The organism is Bradyrhizobium sp. sBnM-33 (assembly GCF_032917945.1).
Classification (GTDB): domain Bacteria; phylum Pseudomonadota; class Alphaproteobacteria; order Rhizobiales; family Xanthobacteraceae; genus Bradyrhizobium.
Window position 1 is genome coordinate 4936582 of the sequence record NZ_CP136624.1, and the last position, 22318, is coordinate 4958899.

The window sequence follows — 22318 nt, forward strand, 5'->3', positions numbered from 1 at the left end:
ATGGGGGTGTCAGGCGCCGGCCAAACCGGCCTGCATTTGCCGCGCAACCTAGCTTCTGATCGCCCAAAGTCAAGGTTTTCGGGGCAAAAACTGGCTTGAATCGGGGTAGTTAACCCTCAAAGAACCGGTTTTTCGGCCTCGGCAGCCCCAAATTCTCCCGCAGTGTCTTGCCCTCATACTCTTTCCGGAAAATCCCGCGCCGCTGCAGTTCCGGCACCACCTTGTCGACGAAGTCGTCCAGGCCTGCCGGGAGGAACGGGAACATGATGTTAAAACCGTCGCTGCCGCGGCTCATCAGCCACTCTTCCATCTGGTCGGCGATGGTTTGCGGCGTGCCGACAAAGGACAGTCCGCCATAGCCGCCGACGCGCTGGGCGAGCTGGCGCACGGTGAGCTTGTCGCGCGCGGCGAGATCGATCAGGCGCTGACGGCCGCTCTTGCTGGCGTTGGTCTCGGGGATTTCGGGCAACGGGCCGTCGGGATCGAAGCCGGAGGCGTCGGTGCCGAGCTGCACCGAGAGCGAGGCGATGGCGCTGTCGTAATGCACCATGCTGTCGAGCTTGGCCCTTTTCTCCTTGGCTTCCTCGACACTGTCGCCGACGACAACAAAGGCGCCGGGCAGGATTTTCAGGTGCTCGGGATTGCGGCCGATTTTCTCCATGCGGCCCTTGATGTCGGCATAAAGCTTCTGCCCGTCGGCAAGGCTGCCGCCGCCGGTGAACACGGCTTCCGCGGTTTCCGCCGCGAGCTGCTTGCCGTCCTCGGACGCGCCGGCCTGCACGATCAGCGGCCAGCCCTGGACGGGGCGGGCAATGTTGAGCGGCCCGCGCACGGAGAGATATTTGCCCTTGTGATTGAGCACATGCATTTTGGCGGGATCGAAATAGAGGCCTTGTTCGACGTCGCGCACGAAGGCGTCGTCGGCAAAGGAATCCCACAGACCCGTCACCACGTCATAAAACTCGCGCGCCCGCTTATAGCGCTCGCCGTGCTCCATGTGATCGTCGAGCCCGAAATTGAGCGCTGCGTCCGGATTGGAGGTGGTGACGATATTCCACCCGGCGCGCCCGCCTGAGATGTGATCGAGCGACGCAAAGCGCCGCGCCACATGATAGGGCTCGTCGAAGGTTGTCGATCCCGTCGCGATCAGGCCGATATGTTCGGTGGCGGCGGCCAGCGCCGACAGAAGCGTGAACGGTTCAAATGACGTCACCGTGTGACTGCGCTTGAGCGCATTGATCGGCATGTTCAGCACGGCCAGATGGTCGGCCATGAAGAAGGCGTCGAACTTGCCGGCTTCGAGCTTCTGGATCAGTTGTTTGATACGCGGGAAATTGAAATTCGCATCGGGCCATGCGCCGGGATAGCGCCACGCGCCGGTATGGATGGAGACCGGCCGCATGAATGCGCCGAGCTTGAGTTGCCGCTGTGCCATTGCCCCGTTTCCGTAGCTGTTGTTGTTGGGAAAGAGATAGGGAGGCGATTAGGTGAGCGCCAACAGGGCGGCCTGAGAAGAATTTTGCAATTAAAGGGATTGGAGGAGGATATTTGCTGTGACGCCAATACCCTCATTGCGAGCGCAAGCGAAGCAATCCATGGCGCCGCAAGCACTGATATGGATTGCTTCGTCGCTAACGCTCCTCGCAATGGCGGGGAGAGAGCGGGAAGACCCTATGCCCCCAACACGTCCTTCTGCATCTTGCCGCCGTAGAAATGAAAGAACGGCACCGGCGCGTCGTGGCGCAAGGGGCCGGTGGCGAGCCGACGGTCGAGTTCGGCGAGCACGTTCTTGGTCATGGCATGGGCGTCGGCCAGCGGTTGCGAGCCGATCTCGACCCACATCAACTCGACCAGTTCGGCGTCGGCGTGGATCACGCCTTCGACGCGATGGGCGATGGCTGACGCGTCGGCGGTGAAGAAGCGCGTATCAAAACGGCGGACGCGGCCGGGCGGGGTGATCGCGCGTGCGATCAGGAACAGGCCGGATGGATCGGGCAAGAGACCAGCTTCCGCAAACGGCTTCCAGGCGCCGTCGAGCTTGACGGGTTTGTCGACCTTGCATCCGAGGCAGAGACCTGTTTCCTCGCAGGCTTCGCGGATCGCGGCAACCGCCAGCGCCCGCGCCCGCGATGGTGCGATCTTCGGACTGCCCTTGAGCAGGTTGGACTCGAGCTCTGGGGAAATCGGCGCGGCCACGGGGATGCGGTTGTCCGACTTGTCGACGCGGCCGCCGGGAAAAACATATTTGCCCGGCATGAACACCACCTTGTCGTGGCGCTTGCCAACCAGAACCTTCGGTTTCTCGCCGGAGCGGTCGATCAGGATCAGCGTCGCTGCATCCTTGGGCCGGAAATAGGGATGATGATCGGCTTCTTTTTCTTCCGTTACGGCGGTCGCGGCGTCGTTCATTCCATCCCCGTCTTTTTGTGCTCTTGTTGCCCCGGTTTAGCTAGACCGGCGGAATATCGCCAGGGGCATTTTCGTCGAAGCCGTGCATGCGCAGCGCCCATTGGATGCCGACCACCGCACCCTTGATCGGCTGCAGCAGGACCAGCGATAAGAGGAACGTCAACGGCAAATAGATCGCCAATTGCAGCCATACGGCCGGCGAGAAATTGGTCTCGATCCACAGCGCCGCCGGTACTACGATGTGGCCGACGATGACGATGACGAGATAGGCCGGCAGATCGTCGGCGCGGTGCGGAGTAAAATCGAGCCCGCACTTCGCGCAATTATCGGAAGTCTTCAGGAAAGCGCGAAACATCTTGCCTTCGCCGCAACGCGGACAGCGGCAACGGAAGCCGCGCTTCATCGCACTCCAGAGGTCGCGCTTCTCGGCCTGCGCGGTGTCCCGGGTCCATGTCGTCGCGGCGTTCACCGTTTCCATGACTTGCCCTTCTTCGATTTGCCGGGCTTGGCTTTGCCCGACTTGCCCTTGTGAGGCTTGCGAACCTTGTCGCGCGGGCTGCGGCCCGGATGCGATTTCGACGGCTTTTCCGATGCCTTCGAGCCCTCGCGTTTTCTGCCGCGCGGAATGATCTTGCTTTCCACTTGGCCTTCCGACAACAGCTCGAACCGCAACGCGCCGGCCACCGGTGCAGCTTCTACCAGACGCACGTCGACGACGTCACCCAACCGGTGCATGGCACCGCTGCGTGAGCCGACGAGCGCGTGACGTGTCTCGTCATAATTGTAGTACTCGGTGCCGAGCGTGCGGATCGGAATCAGCCCGTCGGCGCCGGTATCCGAAAGTTTTACAAACAGGCCGGCGCGGGTAACGCCTGAGATGCGGCCCTGAAACGTTGCGCCGATACGGTCGGCGAGGAAATGCGCGATCAGCCGGTCGGCGGTTTCGCGTTCCGCCTTCATGGCGCGCCGCTCGGTCAGCGAAATCTGCGCCGCGATCTCGCTCAGTGTCTCCAGCGTCTCGCTCTCTGGCAACGCGCCTTCACCGAGACCGAGCGCGCGGATCAGCGCGCGATGCACGATCAGATCTGCGTATCGCCTGATCGGTGAGGTGAAATGCGCGTAGCGGCGCAGGTTGAGGCCGAAATGGCCGTAATTCTCCGCCGAGTATTCCGCCTGCGCCTGCGAGCGCAGCACCACCTCGTTGACCAGCGGCTCGTAATCCTCGCCGCGGACTTGGCCCAGCACCCGATTGAACAGCGAGGGCCGTAGCGCGCCCGTTTTGGCAAACGGCAGGTCGAGCGTCTTCAGGAATTCCTGGAGGTTATGGACCTTCTCCAGGGTTGGTTCGTCATGCACCCGATAGATAAGCGGCAACGCCCTTTTTTCAAGCATTTCGGCCGCAGCGACGTTGGCGAGGATCATGAATTCCTCGATCAAACGGTGCGCATCGAGACGCTCCGGCACGATGACGCGATCGACGGTGCCGTCGGGCTTGAGCAGAATTTTTCGTTCAGGCAGATCGAGGTCGAGCGGATCGCGCTCGTCGCGCGCGAGCTTCACCAGCGCATAGGCGGTATAGAGAGGCTTCAGGATCGATTCGAGCAGCGGACCAGTGATATCGTCGGGCCGCCCGTCGATCGCAGCCTGCGCCTGCGCGTAGTGCAGTTTTGCAGCCGAGCGCATCAGCACGCGATGAAAGCTATGCGAGCGTTTGCGGCCGTCGGGGCCAATGACGAGCCGCACCGCAAGCGCGCCGCGCGCTTCGCCCGGCACCAACGAGCAGAGATCGTTGGAGATGCGCTCAGGCAGCATCGGCACCACACGGTCCGGAAAATACACCGAGTTGCCGCGCGTCACCGCTTCGCGGTCTAGCGCCGAGCCCGGCCGCACATAGAAGGCGACGTCGGCAATCGCGACATGGACGATATAGCCGCCCTTGTTGTTCGGATCGGAATCGGGCGCGGCGTGCACCGCGTCGTCATGGTCCTTCGCATCAGGCGGATCGATGGTCACCAACGGCAAATCGCGCCAGTCCTCGCGGCCTTTCAGGTCAGCAGGCTGCGCGGCCTCAGCCTCGCGCAAGGCGGATGGTGAAAACGCTTGCGGGATTTCGTGGGCGTGGATCGCGATCAGGCTGATCGCCTTTTCGCTCGACAACGAGCCGAGCCGCTCCTTCACCTTGCCGGAGGCGAGGCCATAACCGCGCGAGCGCACCAGATCGACGCTAATGAGGTCGCCATCCTCGGCGCCCGCGGTGTCCGATGGCGCGATGTTCAATTCGCGCCCGGCCTGCTTCTTGTCGACGGGAACGAGCAGACCGCCGCCGCCAGGCAGTTTGCGGAAGATGCCGAGCACGCGCGTGCGGGCCTGATCGATGATCTTGATGATACGCCCGCGATAAGGGGCGCCTTCGGCATCATCAGCCTTTTCGATCCGCAACAGGGCTCGGTCGCCGACACCTGCTGCCGTGCCGGGTTGCAGACGGCGTGGAACGTGGATGCGAATCTGCGGCGCGGGCCCGCTCTGTTCAGTGTCCCATTCAGTGGGAGTGGCGAGCAGTTCGCCGTCGGTGTCACGCCCGGTGATGTCTGCGATCACGGTCGGGGGCAGGAGAGCCGTCTCGTGAATCTTCCGGCCGCGTTTCGCGATGGCGCCTTCGTCGGCGAGCTCGCGCAGGATACGTTTCAGTTCGGCGCGGTCGGCATTCTTCAGGCCGAACTCGCGGGCGATTTCCCGCGTGCCGATCTTGCCTGGATGCGCACGAATAAAGGTGACGATGGCGTCCCGGGCCGGAAAGCCATGGTCGTGTTTTCTCTTCACTTATCCTCGCGCCTTGCCCGCGCTTTTCTTCGCGGGCGTTTTGGATGGAGCGGCGAGCTTGGCCGCCGATGTCTTGGCCGCGGATGCCACCGGCGCGCGCGCCTTGCTGACGGCTCCTGATTTCGGCTTTGCTACGGCTTTCTTCGCTGCTGCTTTCTTGACAGGCTTTGGCGCGTCGGCGTCGGCAGCCTTGGTAGCAGTCTTGGCGGTGGCCTTCTTCGGCGCGGCCTTCTTGCCGCCGCGTTTCGGCTTGCCGCCGCCCTTGGCGGCGCGTTCGTCGATCAGCGCGATGGCTTCGGGCAGCGTGATCGTGTCCGGCGTCTTATCGCTCGGGATCGTGGCGTTGACGCCGCCAGCGGTGACATAGGCGCCATAGCGGCCGTTCTTGACAGCGACGCCGCCAAGGCTCGGATGCTCGCCGAGCGGCTTGCCTGGGTCGGCGCCGAAACGGCGGCCGCTCGGGCCTTTTGCAATCTTCTCGGCAATCAGCGTCACTGCGCGATTGAGGCCAATGTCGAACACCTCGTCGCCGGCTTCCAGGCTCGCATAGGTCTTCTCGTGTTTTACGAATGGCCCGAAGCGACCGATACCGGCAGTAATCGGCTCGCCGGTCTCGGGGTGTTTCCCGATCTCGCGCGGCAGCGACAGCAGTTTCAAGGCGAGTTCAAGCTCGATATCGCTAGGCGACATGTTCTTCGGAATGCCCGCGCGTTTCGGCTTCTCGCCTTCGGCGTAATCCTTCTGTTCGCCGAGCTGGATGTAGGGGCCGAAGCGGCCGGCTTTCACGACGACATCGAGACCGGTATCGGGATCCTGGCCGAGGATGCGGTCGGCGCTGGCCTCGCCATCGGTGGCCAAGGGCCGCGTGTAACGGCATTCCGGATAATTCGAGCAGCCGACAAAGGCGCCGAACTTTCCGGCCTTCAAATTGAGCCTGCCGGTGCCGCAGCTTGGGCACTGCCTGACGTCGCCGCCATCGGCGCGGGCGGGATAGATGTGCGGACCCAGCATATCATCGAGCGCATCCAGCACTTCGGCGACGCGCAGATCCTTGATGTCGTTGACCGCGGCGATGAAGTCTTTCCAGAAATCCTGCAGCACCTGCTGCCAGGAAATCTCGTTATTGGAGATGCGATCGAGCTGCTCTTCCAGCGCGGCGGTGAAGTCATACTCCACATAGCGCAAGAAGAAGTTTTCGAGGAACGCGACCACGACGCGGCCCTTGTCCTCGCCGTGCAGCCGCTTTTTCTCCAGCTTGACGTAACCGCGGTCTTTCAGGACCTGCAGGATCGAGGCGTAGGTCGAGGGGCGGCCGATGCCGAGCTCTTCCATTCGCTTGACCAGCGAGGCTTCCGAGAAGCGCGGCGGCGGCTCGGTGAAGTGCTGGGTCACGGCAAGAGCTTGCCGCTTCAGGGCTTCGCCTTCGCTCATGGTGGGGAGGCGGCGGGAATCCTCGTCGTCACCGTCGTCGTCCTTGCCTTCCTGATAGAGCGCGAGGAAGCCGTCGAACTTGATGACCTGGCCCGAAGCGCGCAGCTCCAACACACGAGAACCGGCTTTCGCCGCGATGTCCACGGTGGTGCGTTCGAGTTCGGCCGATTCCATCTGGCTCGCAATAGTGCGGATCCAGATCAGTTCATAGAGTTTCGCCTGATCGGGATCGAGGCGGCGGCGCATCTCGGCGGGCCGGCGCGACAGATCGGTCGGGCGGATCGCTTCGTGCGCTTCCTGCGCGTTCTTGGCCTTGGTCTGGTACTGGCGCGGCGCGTCGGGGACATAGGCGTTGCCGTAATCCTCGCCGATCACTTTGCGGGCCTGGGTGATCGCCGAGCTGTCGATCTGCACGCCGTCGGTTCGCATATAGGTGATGAGGCCGGTGGTCTCGCCGCCGATGTCGATACCTTCATAGAGGCGCTGGGCGATCCGCATGGTGTGCGCCGGCGCAAAGCCGAGCTTGCGGCTGGCTTCCTGCTGCAGCGTCGAGGTCGTGAAGGGTGCCTGCGGATTGCGGCGCGCGGGTTTTGCTTCGACGGTCGAAACCGTGAAGTTCGCCGCTTCAATGGCCCTCTTGAGGTCTTCGGCTTCCGCGCCGGAGCCGATGTCGAGCCGCTGGATCTTCTTGCCGTCGGCGCCGACGAGACGCGCCTCAAAGCTGTCGCCGCGCGGCGTGGTCAGGGTCGCGACCAGCGACCAGTATTCGCGCGGGACGAATTTTTCGATTTCGAGTTCGCGGTCGCAGACCAGCCGCAGCGCGACCGACTGTACGCGGCCGGCCGAGCGCGCGCCCGGCAGCTTGCGCCACAGCACGGGTGAGAGCGTGAAGCCGACCAGATAGTCCAGCGCGCGGCGCGCCATATAGGCGTCGACCAGCGCCCCGTCGATCTGGCGCGGCGCCTTCATGGCGTCCGTCACCGCCTGCTTGGTGATGGCGTTGAACACCACGCGCTCGATCTTCTGATCCTTCAGCGCGCGTTTCTCCTTCATCACCTCCAGCACGTGCCAGGAGATCGCTTCGCCCTCGCGATCAGGGTCGGTTGCGAGAATCAGTCGGCTGGCGCCCTTCAGGGCCTTGGCGATGTCGTTGAGCCGGCCGGCCGCCTTGGGATCGACCTCCCAGATCATCTGAAAATTGGCGTCCGGATCGACGGAACCGTTCTTGGCGGGGAGGTCGCGGACATGGCCGAACGAGGCCAGAACCTCGTAGGAGGCGCCCAAATACTTATTGATCGTCTTGGCTTTCGCCGGCGACTCCACGATGACGATATTCATGTCATTCCAATGGCTTACGGGAAAAGATAAAGGCGGGTTCCGCGAGACTCGCGGCCCACCGATTGGACCCGAACATGGGTGGTGAGGCGGCCCCTGTCAAATCGGCAAATGCCGCCAGGGAACCTTTTGATGCCGACTTATATCTGAGGAGTTGCGAAGTGCGCCCTAGAGTTGCGCCATTAAAGGGGTTATTTCTGGGCAATACTTTGGTGTCATTGGGATGCAATTTATTTGAGTAAAGCTTCGGGCGGCCGGAAGCGGAAGGCTTCCAGCAAGAAACCGGAATCGCCAACCGAAGAACCAGAACGAGGTGAGGAAGGCGGCCCCGATGAGGCCGTGGCCTTCATTGCGGAGACCGTTGCCGAGTTGGTCAAGCTCGCGGAGCGCCATCGGCTCGAGGTGCTCAGCCATCTGCTGGGCATGGCGCAACTCGAGGCGGAAGAGCGGCTGCGCACCCGCAGCAAACGCAAATTGTCATGAAAGTTCGATCCGACGGCAGCTCACCGAGCACTCTCCCTCTCGCCGCTCTTCGCGGGGGGAGGGAGAAGAAGTCGGCTACGCCGTAGCCCGCCGGCTTTGCTTCACCGCCGTACGTGGCTTCAGCGCGGTATCCCCCGCACCCAATAACCGCCCGTCCTGCGCGTAGAGTTCGAGTTTGCGAACCGGCTTACCCTTCTCCTTGTCGACCAAAATGGTGGCGATCTCTTCCGGGTGCTCGTCGAATTCCTCGTTCCATTGCCGCAGGGCGACAAGGATAGGGAAAACGCCGCGGCCTTTCGGCGTCAGCAGATATTCTTGATAGGCGCTGCCGTCGGAAGCGGGCGCGGTCTTCAGGATGCCCTGATCGACCAGTGCGCGCAGCCGCACCGTGAGGATGTTCTTGGCGAGCCCCAGTCTCTTCTGGAATTCGCTGAAGCGGCTGATGCCAAACAGCGCCTCGCGAATGATCAGCATCGACCACCAGTCGCCGATCGCATCCAGCGAGCGCGCGATCGGGCAATCGTCGTGCTCAAAGCTCGTTCGTTTCACCATTTCAGTCTCCGATTGGGTTTCAGACCGATCACGGCTTTGTGTGGTTGCAATATTAAACTAGATGCCCTAGCTAATCAATCTAGTTTAATAATGCAACCATCGGGGACGTGCCATGAGGCTCGCGAACAAGACGGCGTTGATCACAGGCGGCAACAGCGGCATCGGGCTCGCGACCGCAAAGCTGTTCGTGGCCGAAGGCGCCCGGGTCGTCATCACCGGACGAAATCAGGCGACGCTCGATGCCGCTGCGAAGGAGTTGGGCCCAAACGCGCTGGCACTCGCGGCTGACGCCACCGACATCGCGGCGACCGAAGCTGCGATCGGGAAGGGGGCCGAAAAGTTCGGCAAGTATGACATCCTGTTCGCCAATGCCGGGATCGCCGGCGGCACGCCGCTTGGCGCTGCCACGATCGAGACCTTCGAGAAGGTCATCAGCACCAATCTTACGAGCGTATTTTTTACGGTTCAGTCCGCGCTACCGCATCTGAACGACAACGCCTCCATCGTTCTGAACGGTTCGGTGATCTCGGTGCTCGGCATTCCCGGCTATTCGGCTTATGGCGCCGCCAAGGCTGGCGTGCGCGCAATGGCGCGGATCATGGCGTCGGAATTGTCGCCGCGTGGCATCCGCGTCAACGTGGTGGCGCCCGGTGCGATCCGCACCCCGATCTGGGGGGCGGCGATCGCCACGCCGGAAGCCGAAAAGGCCTTCGAGAAGCGCATCGCGTTGGCGACGCCGCTCGGCCGGATCGGCGAACCCGAGCATATTTCCAAGACAGTCCTGTTCCTCGCTTCCGACGATTCCGCCCATGTGCAGGGCCAGGAGTTGTTCGTCGACGGCGGCGCTACGGCCTCTCCGAGTGGTGCGCCGATCTATCGGGGGTGAGGCGTGTCCCGGCACGATCCAAGCCGGTCAGCGGTGTGATGCCACTATTCTCCGTCGCGTTGGCCAGCTCCGGCGCCCTGCGGCGGATTGGCGCTGAGCCAGAACGCGCATTGAACCCGGGGTGTAACTGCAGGACATTTTGAGGCAGGCGTTCTTGCCAATCAAAGAACCGGAGAGCCGTCATGCCGAAAACCGCTGGCATCTCCTCGTCGGCGTCGCAAAGTTCGGATACCGCTCAATTTGTTTCAGTCGCCCTGTTTTCCGGGGTCGGTCTGCTGATCTCGCTGATCGTCGTTATCCTCCGCATCAACGGCGTGTTCTGATTGAGCCGCTGCCGCCGCGCCTGGCGGCGGCAGCCGCTCTAGCTCTAACGAGAGCGTTTTGATCTAGGCCGCGTGCAGATCGCTTGCCGCCTTCAGCGCGCCGGCCACGGCTTTTTCGCGGTGCTCCGGGCCGACCTGAATGCCGTCGGCGGAAATGAATTCCGGATTCTTGATGCCGATAAAGCCGAATACCCAGCGCAAATAGGTTTCCAAATGCTCGCCGACCGCGGCTGGCGTGCCGGGCCCGTAAAACCCGCCGCGCGAGATCGCGACGATGACGCGCTTGTTGCCGGCCAGCCCTTCGACGCCTTGCGGGCCGTATTTGAAGGTCTTGCCGGCCACCAGGATGCGGTCGATCCAGGCCTTGAGCTGGCTTGGGATCGTGAAATTGTACATGGGCGCGCCGATCACGACGATGTCGGCGGCGAGGAATTCGTCCAACATGGCCTGGCCGGCGGCGACATCCGCCTGCAGCGAAGCATCGACAGGCGCCCCCTGGCCGGCGGCAAGGTGTGAACCGGTGAGATGCGCGAGCGGGGTCAGCGTGAGATCACGGTAGCTGACGTCGAGGCCAGGGGTGGATTGGCGCAGCCGATCGACGATGGCGGCGGAAACTTGGCGGCTGACGGAGTGGGGGCCGAGAACGCTGGAATCGAGATGCAGGAGCTTCATGAGTGGTCACCCTTGGTATACGTTTGTAACTGGCGCTATATGAGTGACTGTCGTAAGGTCCCGCAAGAACGCACATTTTTTACACCCGAGCACATCCATGAGACCCGAGCACAAAAAAGTGCCTGCCCTGCCAGCTGGTCCTCACCTCGACAGTGACTGCCGCGGCGCCGCTTCGGTGCTGGCGCGGGTCGGCGACAAATGGAGCGTGTTCGTGATCATGATGCTTGGCGACGGACCCAAGCGCTTCAACGAGATCAAGCGCATGATCGGCGGCATCTCGCAGCGGATGCTGACGCTGACGCTGCGCGGGCTCGAACGGGATGGTCTTGTGACGCGAACGGTGTTCCCAACCATTCCGCCGCGCGTCGACTACGAATTGACCGATCTGGGGCGTGGCTTATCCGAGCCGGTGAAAGCTCTCGGCACGTGGGCGATCGAGCATCAGCCAGAGATCCAACGCGCGCGGATGAAGTTCGACGCACGCAGCGAGAAGGACTAAATCAGCGACACCAGCCCGCCGCCATGACGCTCCAGGCGGCCCGCCAGTTCGAGTTCGAGCAGTACGGTACGGACGATGGTGGGCGAGAGGCCTGACATCCTGATCAGATCGTCGAGGCTGACCGGGCTCGGTCCCAGCAGCGCAACGATGCGCTCGCGTTCGCCTGGATCGGTGTCGAAGTCGAGCGGCTCGTCGTCCTCGCGTGCCTCGAGCATGATTGGCCGTTCGAGGATCGGCTGAATAGCGTTAATGACGTCGCTGGCTTCGGTGACGAGCGCCGCGCCCTGCTTGATCAGATCGTTGGTGCCGGCGGCGCGCGGGTCGAGCGGCGAGCCGGGCACCGCGAACACTTCGCGGCCCTGTTCGGCGGCCATCCGGGCCGTGATCAGCGATCCCGAGCGATGCGCGGCTTCGATCACGACCACGCCGAGCGAGGCGCCCGAGATCAGGCGGTTGCGCCGGGGAAAATCGCGGGCGCGAGGTACGTGGCCGAACGGCATTTCGGAAATCGCTCCGCCATGCTCGAGCAGGGCGGCCAGCAAATCCCCGTGCTCCGGTGGATAGATCCGGTCGTGGCCGCCGGCCAGCGCCGCGACCGTGCCGCTTTCGATCGTCGCGCGATGCGCGGCCTGATCGATGCCGCGCGCCAGCCCGGAGATGACAACGAAGCCGGCGTCGCCGAGATCGCGCGCCAGTTGGCCGGCGAATTTCAACCCGGCGCCGGAAGCATTGCGCGAGCCGACGATCGCGATCATCGGCCGCATCAACGCGTCGGGCGCGCCGCGCACGCCGAGCATCGGCGGCGGATCGTCGAGCGTCGCCAGCCGCGGCGGGTAGGCGGCTTCACCCGGCGCCACCAGCGAAACACCGATCTTGCTCGCTGCCGCGATCTCGGTCCGCGCTTCCTCCTGGCTGCAGATGCGCGCTGAACGCGCAGCACCGCCACGCCGCGCCAGATCGGGCAGCCGTTCCAGCGCCGCGCCCGCATTGCCGAAATGGGCGAGGAGCGAGTTGAAGGTGCGCGGGCCGACATTGTCGCTGCGGATCAGGCGCAGCCGGTCGATCCGCTCGGCGTCGGTGAGGTGAAGGGTATGTGGTGTCCGGTCATGCATGCGGACACAGCTTTGCCCAACCTGAGATTGCGATCAACTGGTTTGAGGCGAAAACGTCCCGAGTTTGTTAGCTGCAGCAGGCGCCTTTGCCGCTTTCCTGAACGGGAGGACACGGCACGGAGCCGTACGAGCAGAACACGCAACAGTCGCCCGCCAGCGGTTTCAGCCTCTCGCCGCAGCCTTTACAGACATAGAAAAACTGACAGGCGTCCGTTGGCATTTGCTCATCGGCTTGATGACTGCAGCGCGGACAGGTCAGGATGGATTCAAGCTGCATCAGGAATCACGGATAATTTTTGACAGCGGCGGGTCGATCATATTCCATCCAGCTGCCACGATCAAAAGCCGCAGGAACCACGCCCCGTGATCTCGCTCGCCGGCCTTCAGCGCCGCATCGATGCTGGTGAACTTTCACCCGACATCGCCGTCGCCCAGTCGCTGGAAGCGATCACCGCACAGGACAAAGCCATCGGCGCTTTCGTCTGCCGTACCGAAAATGTGCGTGCGGCAAGCGCCGGACCGTTGCGCGGCATTGCGGTCGGCATCAAGGACATCATGGATACGATGGATTTCCCGACCGAGATGGGTTCGCCGATCTATCGGGGATATCAGCCGCGCGCCGATGCGGCCGTGGTGATGATGCTGAAGCAGGCGGGCGCGACCATCATCGGCAAGACCACGACCACCGCATTCGCCTCCGTGGATCCGACGCCGACGCTCAATCCGCGCAACAAGGGTCATACACCCGGCGGATCGTCATCGGGCTCGGCGGCAGCGGTTGCGGCCGGCATGATCCCGCTGGCACTGGGGACGCAAACCGGCGGTTCGGTGATCCGGCCGGCCTCGTTCTGTGGCGTCGCCGCGATCAAGCCGTCTTACCGCTTGCTGCCGACGGTCGGCGTCAAATGCTATTCATGGACGCTCGATACGGTCGGGCTGTTCGCGGCTGGCGTGGATGACGTGGCGCGCGGGCTTGCCGCGATGACGGGCCGGCCCGAATTGCTTCTGCCACCCACAGTTCGAACACCATGCATCGGCGTCGTGACCCAGGACTTCGCCGGTCGGCCGGAAGCGTCAGGCGAGGCGGCGTTGCGCATTGCGACGCGGGCGGTGGAGAAAGCCGGCGCTCAGGTACAAGCATTGGGTTTGCCCAAAATTGTTGCCGAGGCATGGCTGGCGCAATCGGTCGTGCAGGAGTTCGAGGCGCATCGGGCGCTCGCCTGGGAGTATCGTGAACATTACGACAAGATGGCGCCGCTCTTGCGGGCCAAGCTGGACAAGAGCGGGGACATAACACCCGCCGCCTACGACGAGGCGATCGGAATAGCGAACCGTGCCAGACAGACGCTGGAAAAAATGTTCGACGATGTCGACGTGCTGCTGACCTTGTCGGCGCCTGGCACGGCGCCAAAGGGATTGGGTTCGACCGGCGATGCCCGTTATAACCGGCTGTGGACGCTGATGGGCGTGCCCTGCGTCAACGTTCCGACACTTGTGGCGGAAGTCAATTTGCCGGTGGGCGTGCAGGTGATTGCGAGACACGGCGCGGATGCGCAAGCACTGGCGGCGGCGCGGTTTGTGGAGGAGGCGCTCAAGAGGCAATGAATCTGTTGCTCCCATAATGGGACCATGATAAATGGTGCGGAATGAGGATTATTGCCCGCCGGACATTGCGAGAGTTTGTCCAGGGACTTTCGGGCAGGAAGGATCAGCCGGCCGTCAAAGCGGCGCTGGATGCTTGGTTCGACGAAGCGAGTAAGGCGTCTTGGAAGAGCACGGCCGATGTGAAGCGGCACTATGCTACAGCAAGCGTCGTTAGCGCAGAGCGGATCGTCTTCAACATCAAGGGCAATGACTATCGTCTTGTGATGGCTGTCGATTTCGAAAAGGAGATTATCTGGATCAAATGGATCGGCACCCACAAAGCCTATGACAAAATCGACGTGACCGAGGTGCGACATGGCGACTGAGCTTAAACCGATCCGTACCAAGGCGGACTACAAGAACGCACTTGCGGAGGTTGAGCGCCTTTGGGGCGCAAAAAGCGGGACTGCGAAGGGCGACCGGCTCGACGTGCTGGCGACCCTGATCGACGCGTACGAAGCGAAGCACTATCCCATGGATCCGCCAGATCCCATTGAGGCGATCCAGTTTCGGATGGAGCAGCAAGGTTTGAGCCGCCGGGACCTAGAACCTTTGATTGGAACACGCGCGCGTGTAGCGGAGGTCATGAACCGCAAGCGGAGTCTGTCGATCGATATGATCCGTCGTTTGCATGAGCAACTCGGTATTTCCGCCGAGATCCTGATTCGCCCGACCCGCGAGGAAGAGGCGGCCTGACGACCGCCAAGTGGGCTACCTCGCCCCGATCCGTCCCTCAGTCCCGGCCTGCAGCCGCTTGATGTTCTCGCTGTGCTTCCAGAACAGCAGCAATGTCAGCACGACGAACAGGGAGGCCAGCGCGGGGTGGCCAAACCACCACAGGAACAGCGGTGTGACGAACGCAGCGACCAGTGCCGATAGCGACGAATAGCGCGTGGTGACGGCAGTGGCTAACCAGATCAGGCAAAACATTACGGCTGCCGGCCAGAACAGGCCGATCAGCACGCCGATATAGGTGGCGACGCCTTTGCCGCCGTTGAATTTGAGCCAGACCGGGAAGAGGTGACCGAGGAAGGCGCCGAGCGCGCCCAGGATCGCCGCATCGGCGCCGCCGAAATAGCCTGCGATCATCACCGCAACCGTGCCTTTGAGCATATCGCCGATCAGCGTCGCAGCGGCGAGGCCCTTGCGCCCGGTGCGCAATACGTTGGTGGCACCGATGTTGCCAGAGCCGATCGAGCGCAGGTCCTGCGTGCCGGCGACTGTAGTCAGCACCACCCCGAAGGGAATCGAGCCCAGCAGATAGCCGAGAATGAATGCCAACGGCAGCCATACTTCAGGTGACATCGCCGTTACTCCACGCGGGCTGGTTCGGACGAATCAGACGTGTTCATAAACTGTCCGCCCACCCACGATAGTACGCACGACGCGTCCCGAGAAGCGGGCTTCGTCGAACGGCGTGTTCTTGCATTGCGATTTGAGGTCGGCGGGATCGAGCACCCAAGGCGTATCGGGGTCGATGACGATCACGTCGGCCGGGGAACCCGCCCGCAGCGAGCCGCCGGGCAGGCCGAGAAGCTCCGCAGGGCGGGTCGACATCGCCCGGATCAGCGTCTTGAAGTCCATCTCGCCGTTGTGGATCAGCCGCAGCGCCGCCGGCAGCATGGTCTGCAGCCCGACCGCGCCGGACGCCGCTTCCGCGAACGGCAGCCGTTTCACCTCGACGTCCTGCGGATTGTGATCGGACATCACGACATCCACCAAACCGGAGGCGAGGGCTGCGACCAGCGCGAGGCGGTCCTCCTCGGTACGCAGCGGCGGCGACAGTTTCAGGAAGGTGCGGTAGGGACCGATGTCGTTTTCGTTGAGCGTAACGTGGTTGATCGACACGGAAGCGCTGACGTCGAGGCCGGCGTCGCGTGCGCGCTTGAGGATTTCCAGCGACTCGATCGACGATAGCGAGGCCGCGTGATAGCGCCCGCCGGTCAGCGCGACGAGCCGCATATCGCGCTCCAGCATCACGGCTTCGGCGGCGTTGGGAATGCCGGCGAGTCCAAGCCGGGCGGCGAACTCGCCCTCGTTCATCACGCCTTCGCCGACTAGGTTGGGATCTTCGGTGTGATGCACGATGAGTGCGTCGAAGTCCCGCGCATAGGTCAGCGCCCGCCGCATCACCTGCGCATTGGTCACGCTCTTGTCGCCGTCGGTGAAGGCGACGGCGCCGGCGGCCTTCAAGAGGCCGATCTCGGTCATTTCCTGGCCGAGCAGGCCCTTCGTCAAAGCCGCCATCGGGTGGATACTGACGATCGCGGTGTCGCGGGCGCGGCGCAGCACGAAATCGACAGTCGCCGAATTATCGATGACCGGCGAGGTATCCGGCTGGCAGATGATCGTGGTGATGCCGCCGGCAGCCGCCGCAAGGCTTGCGGACGCAAAAGTCTCGCGGTGGCTGGCGCCGGGTTCGCCGACAAAGGCGCGCATGTCGATCAGCCCGGGGGCGACGATCTTGCCGACGCAATTGATGATGTCGGTGCCTTCAGGCACGCCGGCGGCGCCGATGCCGCGTCTGGAGTCACGTATAGTTCCGTCGGCAATCAGGACGTCGCCCAGGCCGTCAAAGTCCCTTGAGGGATCGACGACGCGGGCATTGGCGAGCAGGATCGGGCGGCGGTCGGTCAGCATGATCTCACGCGTTCGGCAAGTTGCGGGCGAGCGCTTCAAGCACCGCCATCCGCACTGCCACTCCCATTTCCACCTGTTCACGGATCAGCGATTGCGCGCCGTCGGCCACGATCGAGTCGATCTCGACGCCGCGGTTCATCGGGCCGGGATGCATCACCAGCGCGTCCGGCTTGGCGTAAGCGAGCTTCTTCTGGTCGAGGCCGAAATAGTGGAAGTATTCGCCCGACGACGGCACGAAGGAGCCGTTCATGCGCTCGCGCTGCAGCCGCAGCATCATCACGATATCGGCGCCATTGAGGCCCTCGCGCATGTCGCGCGCGACCTCGACGCCCATCCGCTCGATGCCGCGCGGCAGCAGTGTGGAGGGAGCGACGACGCGGACGCGGGCACCCATGGTGTTGAGCAGGAGGATATTGGATCGTGCCACGCGGGAGTGCATCACGTCGCCGCAGATCGCGATCACGAGGCCTTCCAGCCGGCCCTTATTCCGGCGGATGGTCAGCGCGTCCAGCAGCGCCTGGGTCGGATGTTCGTGCGCGCCATCGCCGGCATTGATCACGGAACCGTCAACCTTGCGCGCCAGAAGTTCCACCGCCCCGGAGGCGTGGTGCCGCACCACCAGGATATCCGGGTGCATGGCGTTGAGCGTTACGGCGGTATCCATCAGCGTCTCGCCCTTGCGGATCGAGGACGAGGACACCGACATGTTCATGACGTCGGCGCCAAGCCGTTTCCCCGCCAGTTCGAACGAGGATTGGGTTCGGGTCGAGGCCTCGAAAAACAGGTTCACCTGGGTGCGACCGCGCAAGGAGGTGCGCTTTTTGTCCACCTGGCGGTTGAGCTCGACATATTCCTCGGAAAGGTCGAGCAGGCCTGTAATATCGGCAGCGGAAAGCCCCTCGATTCCCAGCAGATGCCGGTGTCCGAGGACGAAGGTCGATTTCGATGCAGGGCTCATTAAAGCGAGAGCTATAGGCAGAGATGCCACGCAGGGCAAGTCTCAAATCCCCGGTGCGGACTTATCCACTAGGGCCTCGACGGCAGGCAAATGGGTCTCCACTGTTCGTGCCTGGGGATTCCACTAGAATGGCCGGGATCGCCACGCGGTATATCGGACCATGGAAAACGTGCGGCATTTCATTCAATGCGTTCGGATCACGTGGGCAGTGGCGTGACCGTCGGCAGGGGTGCGGCAAGACGGATGGCACTCGCGGCGATATTCGCGGTGGGTTGCATCGCAAGCGCCGCCGCGCAGGCGCCAAAATTGCCCGCCGGTTTCATCCATCTGCGCGACGCCGATCCGACCATCATTCAGGATATCCGCTACGCCGGTTCGAACAATTTTGTCGGCCGGCCGCTGCGGGGCTATGAGGCCGCCGAATGCGTGGTGAAGCGCGAGGTCGGTGTGCTCTTGAAGAGTGTTCAGGAAGAACTCGCGCGACAGAACCTGTCGCTGAAGATGTTCGATTGTTACCGCCCGGCGCGCGCGGTGGCCGACATGGTGGCGTGGTCGCGCGATGGCCGCGAAACACCGGCGCAGAAGCGCTACAATCCCTCGTTCAGCAAGGCCGACCTGTTCCGCCTGGGCTATATTGCCGAACGTTCTGGGCATTCGACCGGTGCTGCGCTCGATGTCACATTGGTTGATCTGAAGACCGACAATTCGGCCACCTTCGATCCCAACAAGGACTATGCCGACTGCATCGCCAACGTGAACCTGCGCGCGCCGGAAGGCAGCGTCGACATGGGTACCGGCTATGATTGTTCCGACCCCAAGTCGCACACATCAGCGAAATCCATCACCGCGGATCAGCGCCGCTGGCGCGCGAAGCTGGTTCAGGTGATGGCGCGGCGAGGATTTGTAAACTATTCGAAGGAGTGGTGGCACTTTTCGCTGCCGGGCGCGGGCGGGCAGGCTTATGTTTTCCCGATCACATCGCGGAAATGATTTAACGGTTCCAGGATCAGCCATGAGCCAGGCAACATTTTCGACCCACGAAGTCTTCAACCAGTCGCCGCCGTTCGAGGATGTCGATCTATACGTGGCCGACCGGCCGCTGGTCGATGCAGTCGCCGCCAATGGCGGCGCTGCGACAGAGGGCGAACTATCCGACTTCGGCAAGCATTGGGGTTCCGCGGCGATGGCGGAGCGCGGCCGCATCGCCAACGAGAATACGCCCAAGCTGCGCACCTTCGATGCACGCGGCAATCGCCGCGACGAGGTCGAGTTTCATCCCGCCTATCACGAATTGATGGCGCATAGTGCGCATGCCGGCGTGCACAATTCGACTTGGACCGCCGAAGGCAAACCAGCCGGCGGTGCGTCCGAAGCCGTGCGCGCAGCAAAATTCTACATGGCCGCGCAGGTCGAGACCGGGCATCTCTGCCCGATCACCATGACGCGGGCCTCTGTTGCTGCGCTGGCGGAACAGCCTGACCTATTGGAGAAGGTGATGCCGGTGCTCGGTACACGGTCTTACGATCCGGCGTTTGCGCCGTGGTGGACCAAGCGTGGCATGACGCTCGGCATGGGCATGACCGAGAAGCAGGGCGGCACCGACGTCCGTTCCAACATGACACGGGCGGAGCGCGACGGCAGCGCCTACCGCATCACCGGCCACAAATGGTTCATGTCGGCGCCGATGTGCGACGCCTTCCTGGTGCTGGCCCAGGCCGAGCAGGGATTGACCTGCTTCTTCATGCCGCGCTTTACGCCCGACGGGTCCGTCAACGCGATCCGGTTCCAGCGGCTGAAGGACAAGCTTGGCAACCGCTCCAATGCTTCCTCCGAGGTCGAGTTTCATGGCGCCTATGCCGAGCGCGTCGGCGCCGAAGGCAAGGGCGTCCGCACCATCATCCAGATGGTGCAGTTGACGCGGCAGGATTGTGCGATCGCCTCCGCCGGGCTGATGCGATCGGGCCTGGCGCATGCGCTGCATCACGCCAGGCATCGCAGCGTATTCCAAAAGCATCTCGCCGATCAGCCGCTGATGCAGGCGGTGCTCTCGGACATGGCGCTGCATGTCGAGGCTACCGTCGCGCTGGTGATGCGGCTATGCCGTTCGTTCGACCGCGCCCCCCTTGACGCCAAGGAAGCCGCCTATATGCGTCTGCTGACGCCAGCGATCAAATACTGGGTATGCAAGAGCGCGCCGGGCTTTCTCTATGAAGCGATGGAATGCCTTGGCGGCAATGGTTACGTGGAGGAGGGCATTCTGGCGCGGCATTACCGGGAATCACCGGTCAATGCGATCTGGGAAGGCTCCGGAAACGTGATGTGTCTCGACGTGCTGCGCGCGCTGTCGCGCGAGCCCGAAGCCGCGTCCAACATCGTGCATGAACTGACCGGCGAGACGCTCGGAGTGCCGGGCGCGAGTGAGGCAACCGCATTCATCGGCAAGGCGTTCCACCGGCTGGACAGCGAGCGTGTGGCGCGGCTGGCGGTCGAAAAACTGGCGCTGCTGGCGGCTGCTGCCGCGCTCAATGCCGTGTCGCCGCACCATGCCGAGTTGTTCGCGGCCACGCGCCTCGGTGGCAATCACGGCGGCATGTATGGCGCGGTCGATCTGGATAGCGGCGACATCCGCGGCCTTCTGGCGCGCGCACTGCCGTGAATAGGGCTTTTATCGTCATGGCCGGGCTTGACCCGGCCATCCACGTCCTGCTTTTGCGCGGTGCTAGAGACGTGGATGCCCGGCATCCGTCTCCGCCAAGGCTTCGCCGGGCCACAAGTGCGCTCGGCCGCCGAAGCTTCAGCGAAGGCGGCAAGGCCGGGCATGACGACAACGAGAAAGTCACTTGATGGACTCCCTCACCACCGCAAGTCCCGCTGCCGTACCACCTGCGACGTCAAATCAGCGGCCGCCACGCGCCTGGAAATTCTGGGGCACGACGCTGTGGGGCCTGTTCATCTTCGCCGCGGTGTTCCTCGGCCAAGCCACGGTCATCATCTATTTCGTGCTGCGGCAGGGCGGATCGTTCGACATCACTGAGGCGATCCGGGTCATTGGCGCCGGCCTGACCATCTCGCTCTCGGTCATCCTCGGATTGCCTGCCGTGCTGCTGGCGACGTGGATCGCGATCCGCCCGACGCGCATTCCCTTTGTCGATTATCTGGCGCTGCGCTGGACCACATGGCGCGATTTCTTCGTCGGTCTCGCCGCGCTGGCTATTCTCGTCGGCGGCTGGGACCTGCTGTCGCGCGCGCTCGGGCGCGAGGTGACGCCGGGCTTCATGGGCGAGGTTCTGAAAACAGCGCAGGCCGAAGGTGCGCTGTGGCTATTGGTGATCGCGTTCGCCGTCGCGGCACCGATGTGGGAAGAGATCTTCGCGCGCGGGTTTCTCTATCGCGGCTGGTCGGAGTCGCGGCTCGGCGTCGCCGGCGCCATCTTCCTGTCCTCGCTGGCCTGGACTTCGCTGCACCTGCAATACGACTGGTTCTTTTTCGGCGAGGTGTTTTCGATCGGCTTGCTGCTGGGCTATCTGCGCTACCGCACCAATTCGACCTGGCTGACCATCGTCCTGCACGGCATCAACAATCTGGCGGCGACCATCCAGACTTTCTGGCTGGCCGGCTCCAATTAGCACATGGCCGCCAGAGCGATCGCAATCGGCATCGTCACCGCCGCCAGAATGGTCTGCAGCGTGATGATCTGGGCCAACAGCGGTGCGTCGCCGCCCATTTGCCGCGCCAGCACGTAAGCCGAGGAAGAGGTGGGCACCGCGGCGCAGGCCGTCACGATGGCAAGGTTCGCACCCGAAACTCCGAACCAGAGCGCCAGCGCGACCGCCATCACAGGCATCAGGATCAGCTTAAGGAACAACGCGACTGACGCGGCGAGGCTCGGCCGGAACATGCCTTCGAGGTGCAGGCCGGCGCCGGTCACCAGCAAGCCGATGGCGAGCGAGGAACGTCCGAGCGCATCGGCCACCTCGTGCCAGAGTTTGGGAAGCGGGATGTGGGTGACGTTGAGCGCCAACCCGATGACGCAGGCCCAGATAAAAGGATTGAGTGCCACGGTCGCGACGATGGTGCCAACCGAGCGCTTTTCCGGCGAAGCGTAGTGGGCGAGCACGGAAACGCTGAACACGTTGACCAGCGGAATGATGGCGACCATCGCGACGGAAGCCAGCGCCAGCCCGAGGTCGCCGAACAGGCTGCCGGATACGGCGAGCGCGACGTAGGTCTGCCAGCGAGTAGCGCCCTGGAAAATCGAGGTGAAAGCCGGACCGTCGACTGACAGGCGCGCCAGCAAGGGCCGTAGCGCCAGGCAGAGCAGCGACATCAGCAGGACCGAGAGCAGCAGCGCGCCGCCAACGCCGGCCACCGGCACCGTGCTCAGGTCGGCCTTGACCAGCGTCTGTACCAGCAGGATCGGAAACAGCACGTAGTAGGTCAGCCGTTCGAGCCCTTGCCATTGCGCCTCGGGCCGGATCAGGGTCCGCTTCAGGATGAAGCCGAGCACGATCAGCAGGAACACCGGCAGCAGCGCCGCGATGACGACCGCCATGA

General features: G+C 63.2%; 23 protein-coding genes. 10 read left to right on the plus strand and 13 right to left on the minus strand.

The genetic code is table 11. From position 1 onward, the window contains the following. Positions 1 to 109: 109 nt before the first annotated feature. The 5 genes from RX328_RS22945 to topA all read right to left on the minus strand — a co-directional run bounded on the left by RX328_RS22945 (position 110) and on the right by topA (position 7998). A complete protein-coding gene (locus tag RX328_RS22945; protein WP_213252038.1) occupies positions 110 to 1435 on the minus strand; it encodes an LLM class flavin-dependent oxidoreductase in 1326 nt (441 codons plus the stop codon). 236 nt (positions 1436 to 1671) lie between these two features. Continuing rightward, a complete protein-coding gene (locus RX328_RS22950) occupies positions 1672 to 2409 on the minus strand; it encodes an NUDIX hydrolase (protein ID WP_213252037.1) in 738 nt (245 codons plus the stop codon). Positions 2410 to 2449: 40 nt separating this feature from the next. After that, on the minus strand, positions 2450 to 2887 hold the full coding sequence (locus RX328_RS22955) for a DUF983 domain-containing protein (protein WP_213252036.1): 438 nt from the start codon (positions 2885 to 2887) through the stop codon (positions 2450 to 2452). Next, positions 2875 to 5229, minus strand: coding sequence for a ribonuclease R (gene rnr, locus RX328_RS22960; RefSeq protein WP_213252035.1), 2355 nt, complete (start codon positions 5227 to 5229; stop codon positions 2875 to 2877). The genes RX328_RS22955 and rnr overlap by 13 nt, the downstream gene beginning before the upstream one ends. Next, on the minus strand, positions 5230 to 7998 hold the full coding sequence (topA, locus tag RX328_RS22965; protein ID WP_213252034.1) for a type I DNA topoisomerase: 2769 nt from the start codon (positions 7996 to 7998) through the stop codon (positions 5230 to 5232). Positions 7999 to 8229: 231 nt separating this feature from the next. Between topA and RX328_RS22970 the strand changes: the two genes are divergently transcribed. Then, complete coding sequence (locus RX328_RS22970; RefSeq protein WP_213252075.1) at positions 8230 to 8478, plus strand: hypothetical protein; 249 nt, start codon at positions 8230 to 8232, stop codon at positions 8476 to 8478. A 75-nt stretch (positions 8479 to 8553) separates the two neighbouring features. On the opposite strand, the gene RX328_RS22975 is transcribed toward RX328_RS22970, so the two are convergent. Beyond that, the gene (locus tag RX328_RS22975) at positions 8554 to 9030 is read right to left on the minus strand and encodes a winged helix-turn-helix transcriptional regulator (protein ID WP_213252033.1); all 477 of its coding nucleotides are present in this window, start codon (positions 9028 to 9030) and stop codon (positions 8554 to 8556) included. Between the two features lie 112 nt (positions 9031 to 9142). Between RX328_RS22975 and RX328_RS22980 the strand changes: the two genes are divergently transcribed. Beyond that, complete coding sequence (locus RX328_RS22980) at positions 9143 to 9916, plus strand: SDR family oxidoreductase (protein ID WP_213252032.1); 774 nt, start codon at positions 9143 to 9145, stop codon at positions 9914 to 9916. Between the two features lie 182 nt (positions 9917 to 10098). Further along, a complete protein-coding gene (locus RX328_RS22985) occupies positions 10099 to 10239 on the plus strand; it encodes a hypothetical protein (RefSeq protein ID WP_213252031.1) in 141 nt (46 codons plus the stop codon). 63 nt (positions 10240 to 10302) lie between these two features. Here the strand turns inward: RX328_RS22985 and RX328_RS22990 are convergent, their stop codons facing one another. After that, positions 10303 to 10911 (minus strand): FMN-dependent NADH-azoreductase, encoded by a 609-nt coding sequence (locus tag RX328_RS22990; protein WP_213252030.1) that lies wholly within the window; start codon positions 10909 to 10911, stop codon positions 10303 to 10305. 97 nt (positions 10912 to 11008) lie between these two features. Between RX328_RS22990 and RX328_RS22995 the strand changes: the two genes are divergently transcribed. Then, on the plus strand, positions 11009 to 11410 hold the full coding sequence (locus RX328_RS22995) for a winged helix-turn-helix transcriptional regulator (RefSeq protein WP_213252029.1): 402 nt from the start codon (positions 11009 to 11011) through the stop codon (positions 11408 to 11410). Here the strand turns inward: RX328_RS22995 and dprA are convergent. Together dprA and RX328_RS23005 are read right to left on the minus strand one after the other, a co-directional pair. Then, entirely contained in the window at positions 11407 to 12522 is a 1116-nt protein-coding gene (gene dprA / locus RX328_RS23000; RefSeq protein ID WP_213252028.1) for a DNA-processing protein DprA, read from the minus strand. The two genes, RX328_RS22995 and dprA, sit on opposite strands and share 4 nt — an antisense overlap. Positions 12523 to 12589: 67 nt before the next feature. Further along, a complete protein-coding gene (locus tag RX328_RS23005) occupies positions 12590 to 12799 on the minus strand; it encodes a GDCCVxC domain-containing (seleno)protein (protein ID WP_249726448.1) in 210 nt (69 codons plus the stop codon). A gap of 86 nt (positions 12800 to 12885) precedes the next feature. Here RX328_RS23005 and RX328_RS23010 point away from each other — a divergent pair, with 86 nt between their 5' ends. From RX328_RS23010 to RX328_RS23020, 3 genes are read left to right on the plus strand one after another with little or no spacing between them, the layout of a single operon-like run. Then, entirely contained in the window at positions 12886 to 14127 is a 1242-nt protein-coding gene (locus tag RX328_RS23010) for an amidase (protein ID WP_213252027.1), read from the plus strand. A 41-nt stretch (positions 14128 to 14168) separates the two neighbouring features. Further along, positions 14169 to 14492, plus strand: a complete 324-nt coding sequence (locus tag RX328_RS23015; protein ID WP_213252026.1) for a type II toxin-antitoxin system HigB family toxin — start codon at positions 14169 to 14171, stop codon at positions 14490 to 14492. After that, a complete protein-coding gene (locus tag RX328_RS23020; protein WP_213252025.1) occupies positions 14482 to 14862 on the plus strand; it encodes a type II toxin-antitoxin system HigA family antitoxin in 381 nt (126 codons plus the stop codon). Before RX328_RS23015 ends, RX328_RS23020 begins: the two co-directional genes overlap by 11 nt. A 15-nt stretch (positions 14863 to 14877) precedes the next feature. On the opposite strand, the gene plsY is transcribed toward RX328_RS23020, so the two are convergent. Genes plsY through RX328_RS23035 form a run of 3 tightly spaced genes read right to left on the minus strand, consistent with a single transcriptional unit; the run spans position 14878 to position 17764 of the window. Beyond that, complete coding sequence (plsY, locus tag RX328_RS23025) at positions 14878 to 15471, minus strand: glycerol-3-phosphate 1-O-acyltransferase PlsY (protein WP_213252024.1); 594 nt, start codon at positions 15469 to 15471, stop codon at positions 14878 to 14880. 33 nt (positions 15472 to 15504) lie between these two features. Beyond that, positions 15505 to 16806, minus strand: a complete 1302-nt coding sequence (locus tag RX328_RS23030; RefSeq protein ID WP_213252023.1) for a dihydroorotase — start codon at positions 16804 to 16806, stop codon at positions 15505 to 15507. A gap of 4 nt (positions 16807 to 16810) precedes the next feature. Next, on the minus strand, positions 16811 to 17764 hold the full coding sequence (locus RX328_RS23035; RefSeq protein ID WP_213252022.1) for an aspartate carbamoyltransferase catalytic subunit: 954 nt from the start codon (positions 17762 to 17764) through the stop codon (positions 16811 to 16813). A 243-nt stretch (positions 17765 to 18007) separates the two neighbouring features. Here RX328_RS23035 and RX328_RS23040 point away from each other — a divergent pair, with 243 nt between their 5' ends. The 3 genes from RX328_RS23040 to RX328_RS23050 all read left to right on the plus strand — a co-directional run bounded on the left by RX328_RS23040 (position 18008) and on the right by RX328_RS23050 (position 21390). Further along, positions 18008 to 18754, plus strand: a complete 747-nt coding sequence (locus RX328_RS23040) for a M15 family metallopeptidase (protein ID WP_213252070.1) — start codon at positions 18008 to 18010, stop codon at positions 18752 to 18754. Positions 18755 to 18776: 22 nt separating this feature from the next. Next, positions 18777 to 20420 (plus strand): acyl-CoA dehydrogenase family protein, encoded by a 1644-nt coding sequence (locus RX328_RS23045; RefSeq protein ID WP_213252021.1) that lies wholly within the window; start codon positions 18777 to 18779, stop codon positions 20418 to 20420. 187 nt (positions 20421 to 20607) lie between these two features. After that, positions 20608 to 21390: a CPBP family intramembrane glutamic endopeptidase gene (locus RX328_RS23050; RefSeq protein ID WP_213252020.1), complete on the plus strand. Its 783-nt coding sequence runs from the start codon at positions 20608 to 20610 to the stop codon at positions 21388 to 21390. Here the strand turns inward: RX328_RS23050 and RX328_RS23055 are convergent. Then, positions 21387 to 22316: an AEC family transporter gene (locus RX328_RS23055; RefSeq protein ID WP_213252019.1), complete on the minus strand. Its 930-nt coding sequence runs from the start codon at positions 22314 to 22316 to the stop codon at positions 21387 to 21389. The genes RX328_RS23050 and RX328_RS23055 overlap by 4 nt on opposite strands. Positions 22317 to 22318 lie beyond the last annotated feature (2 nt).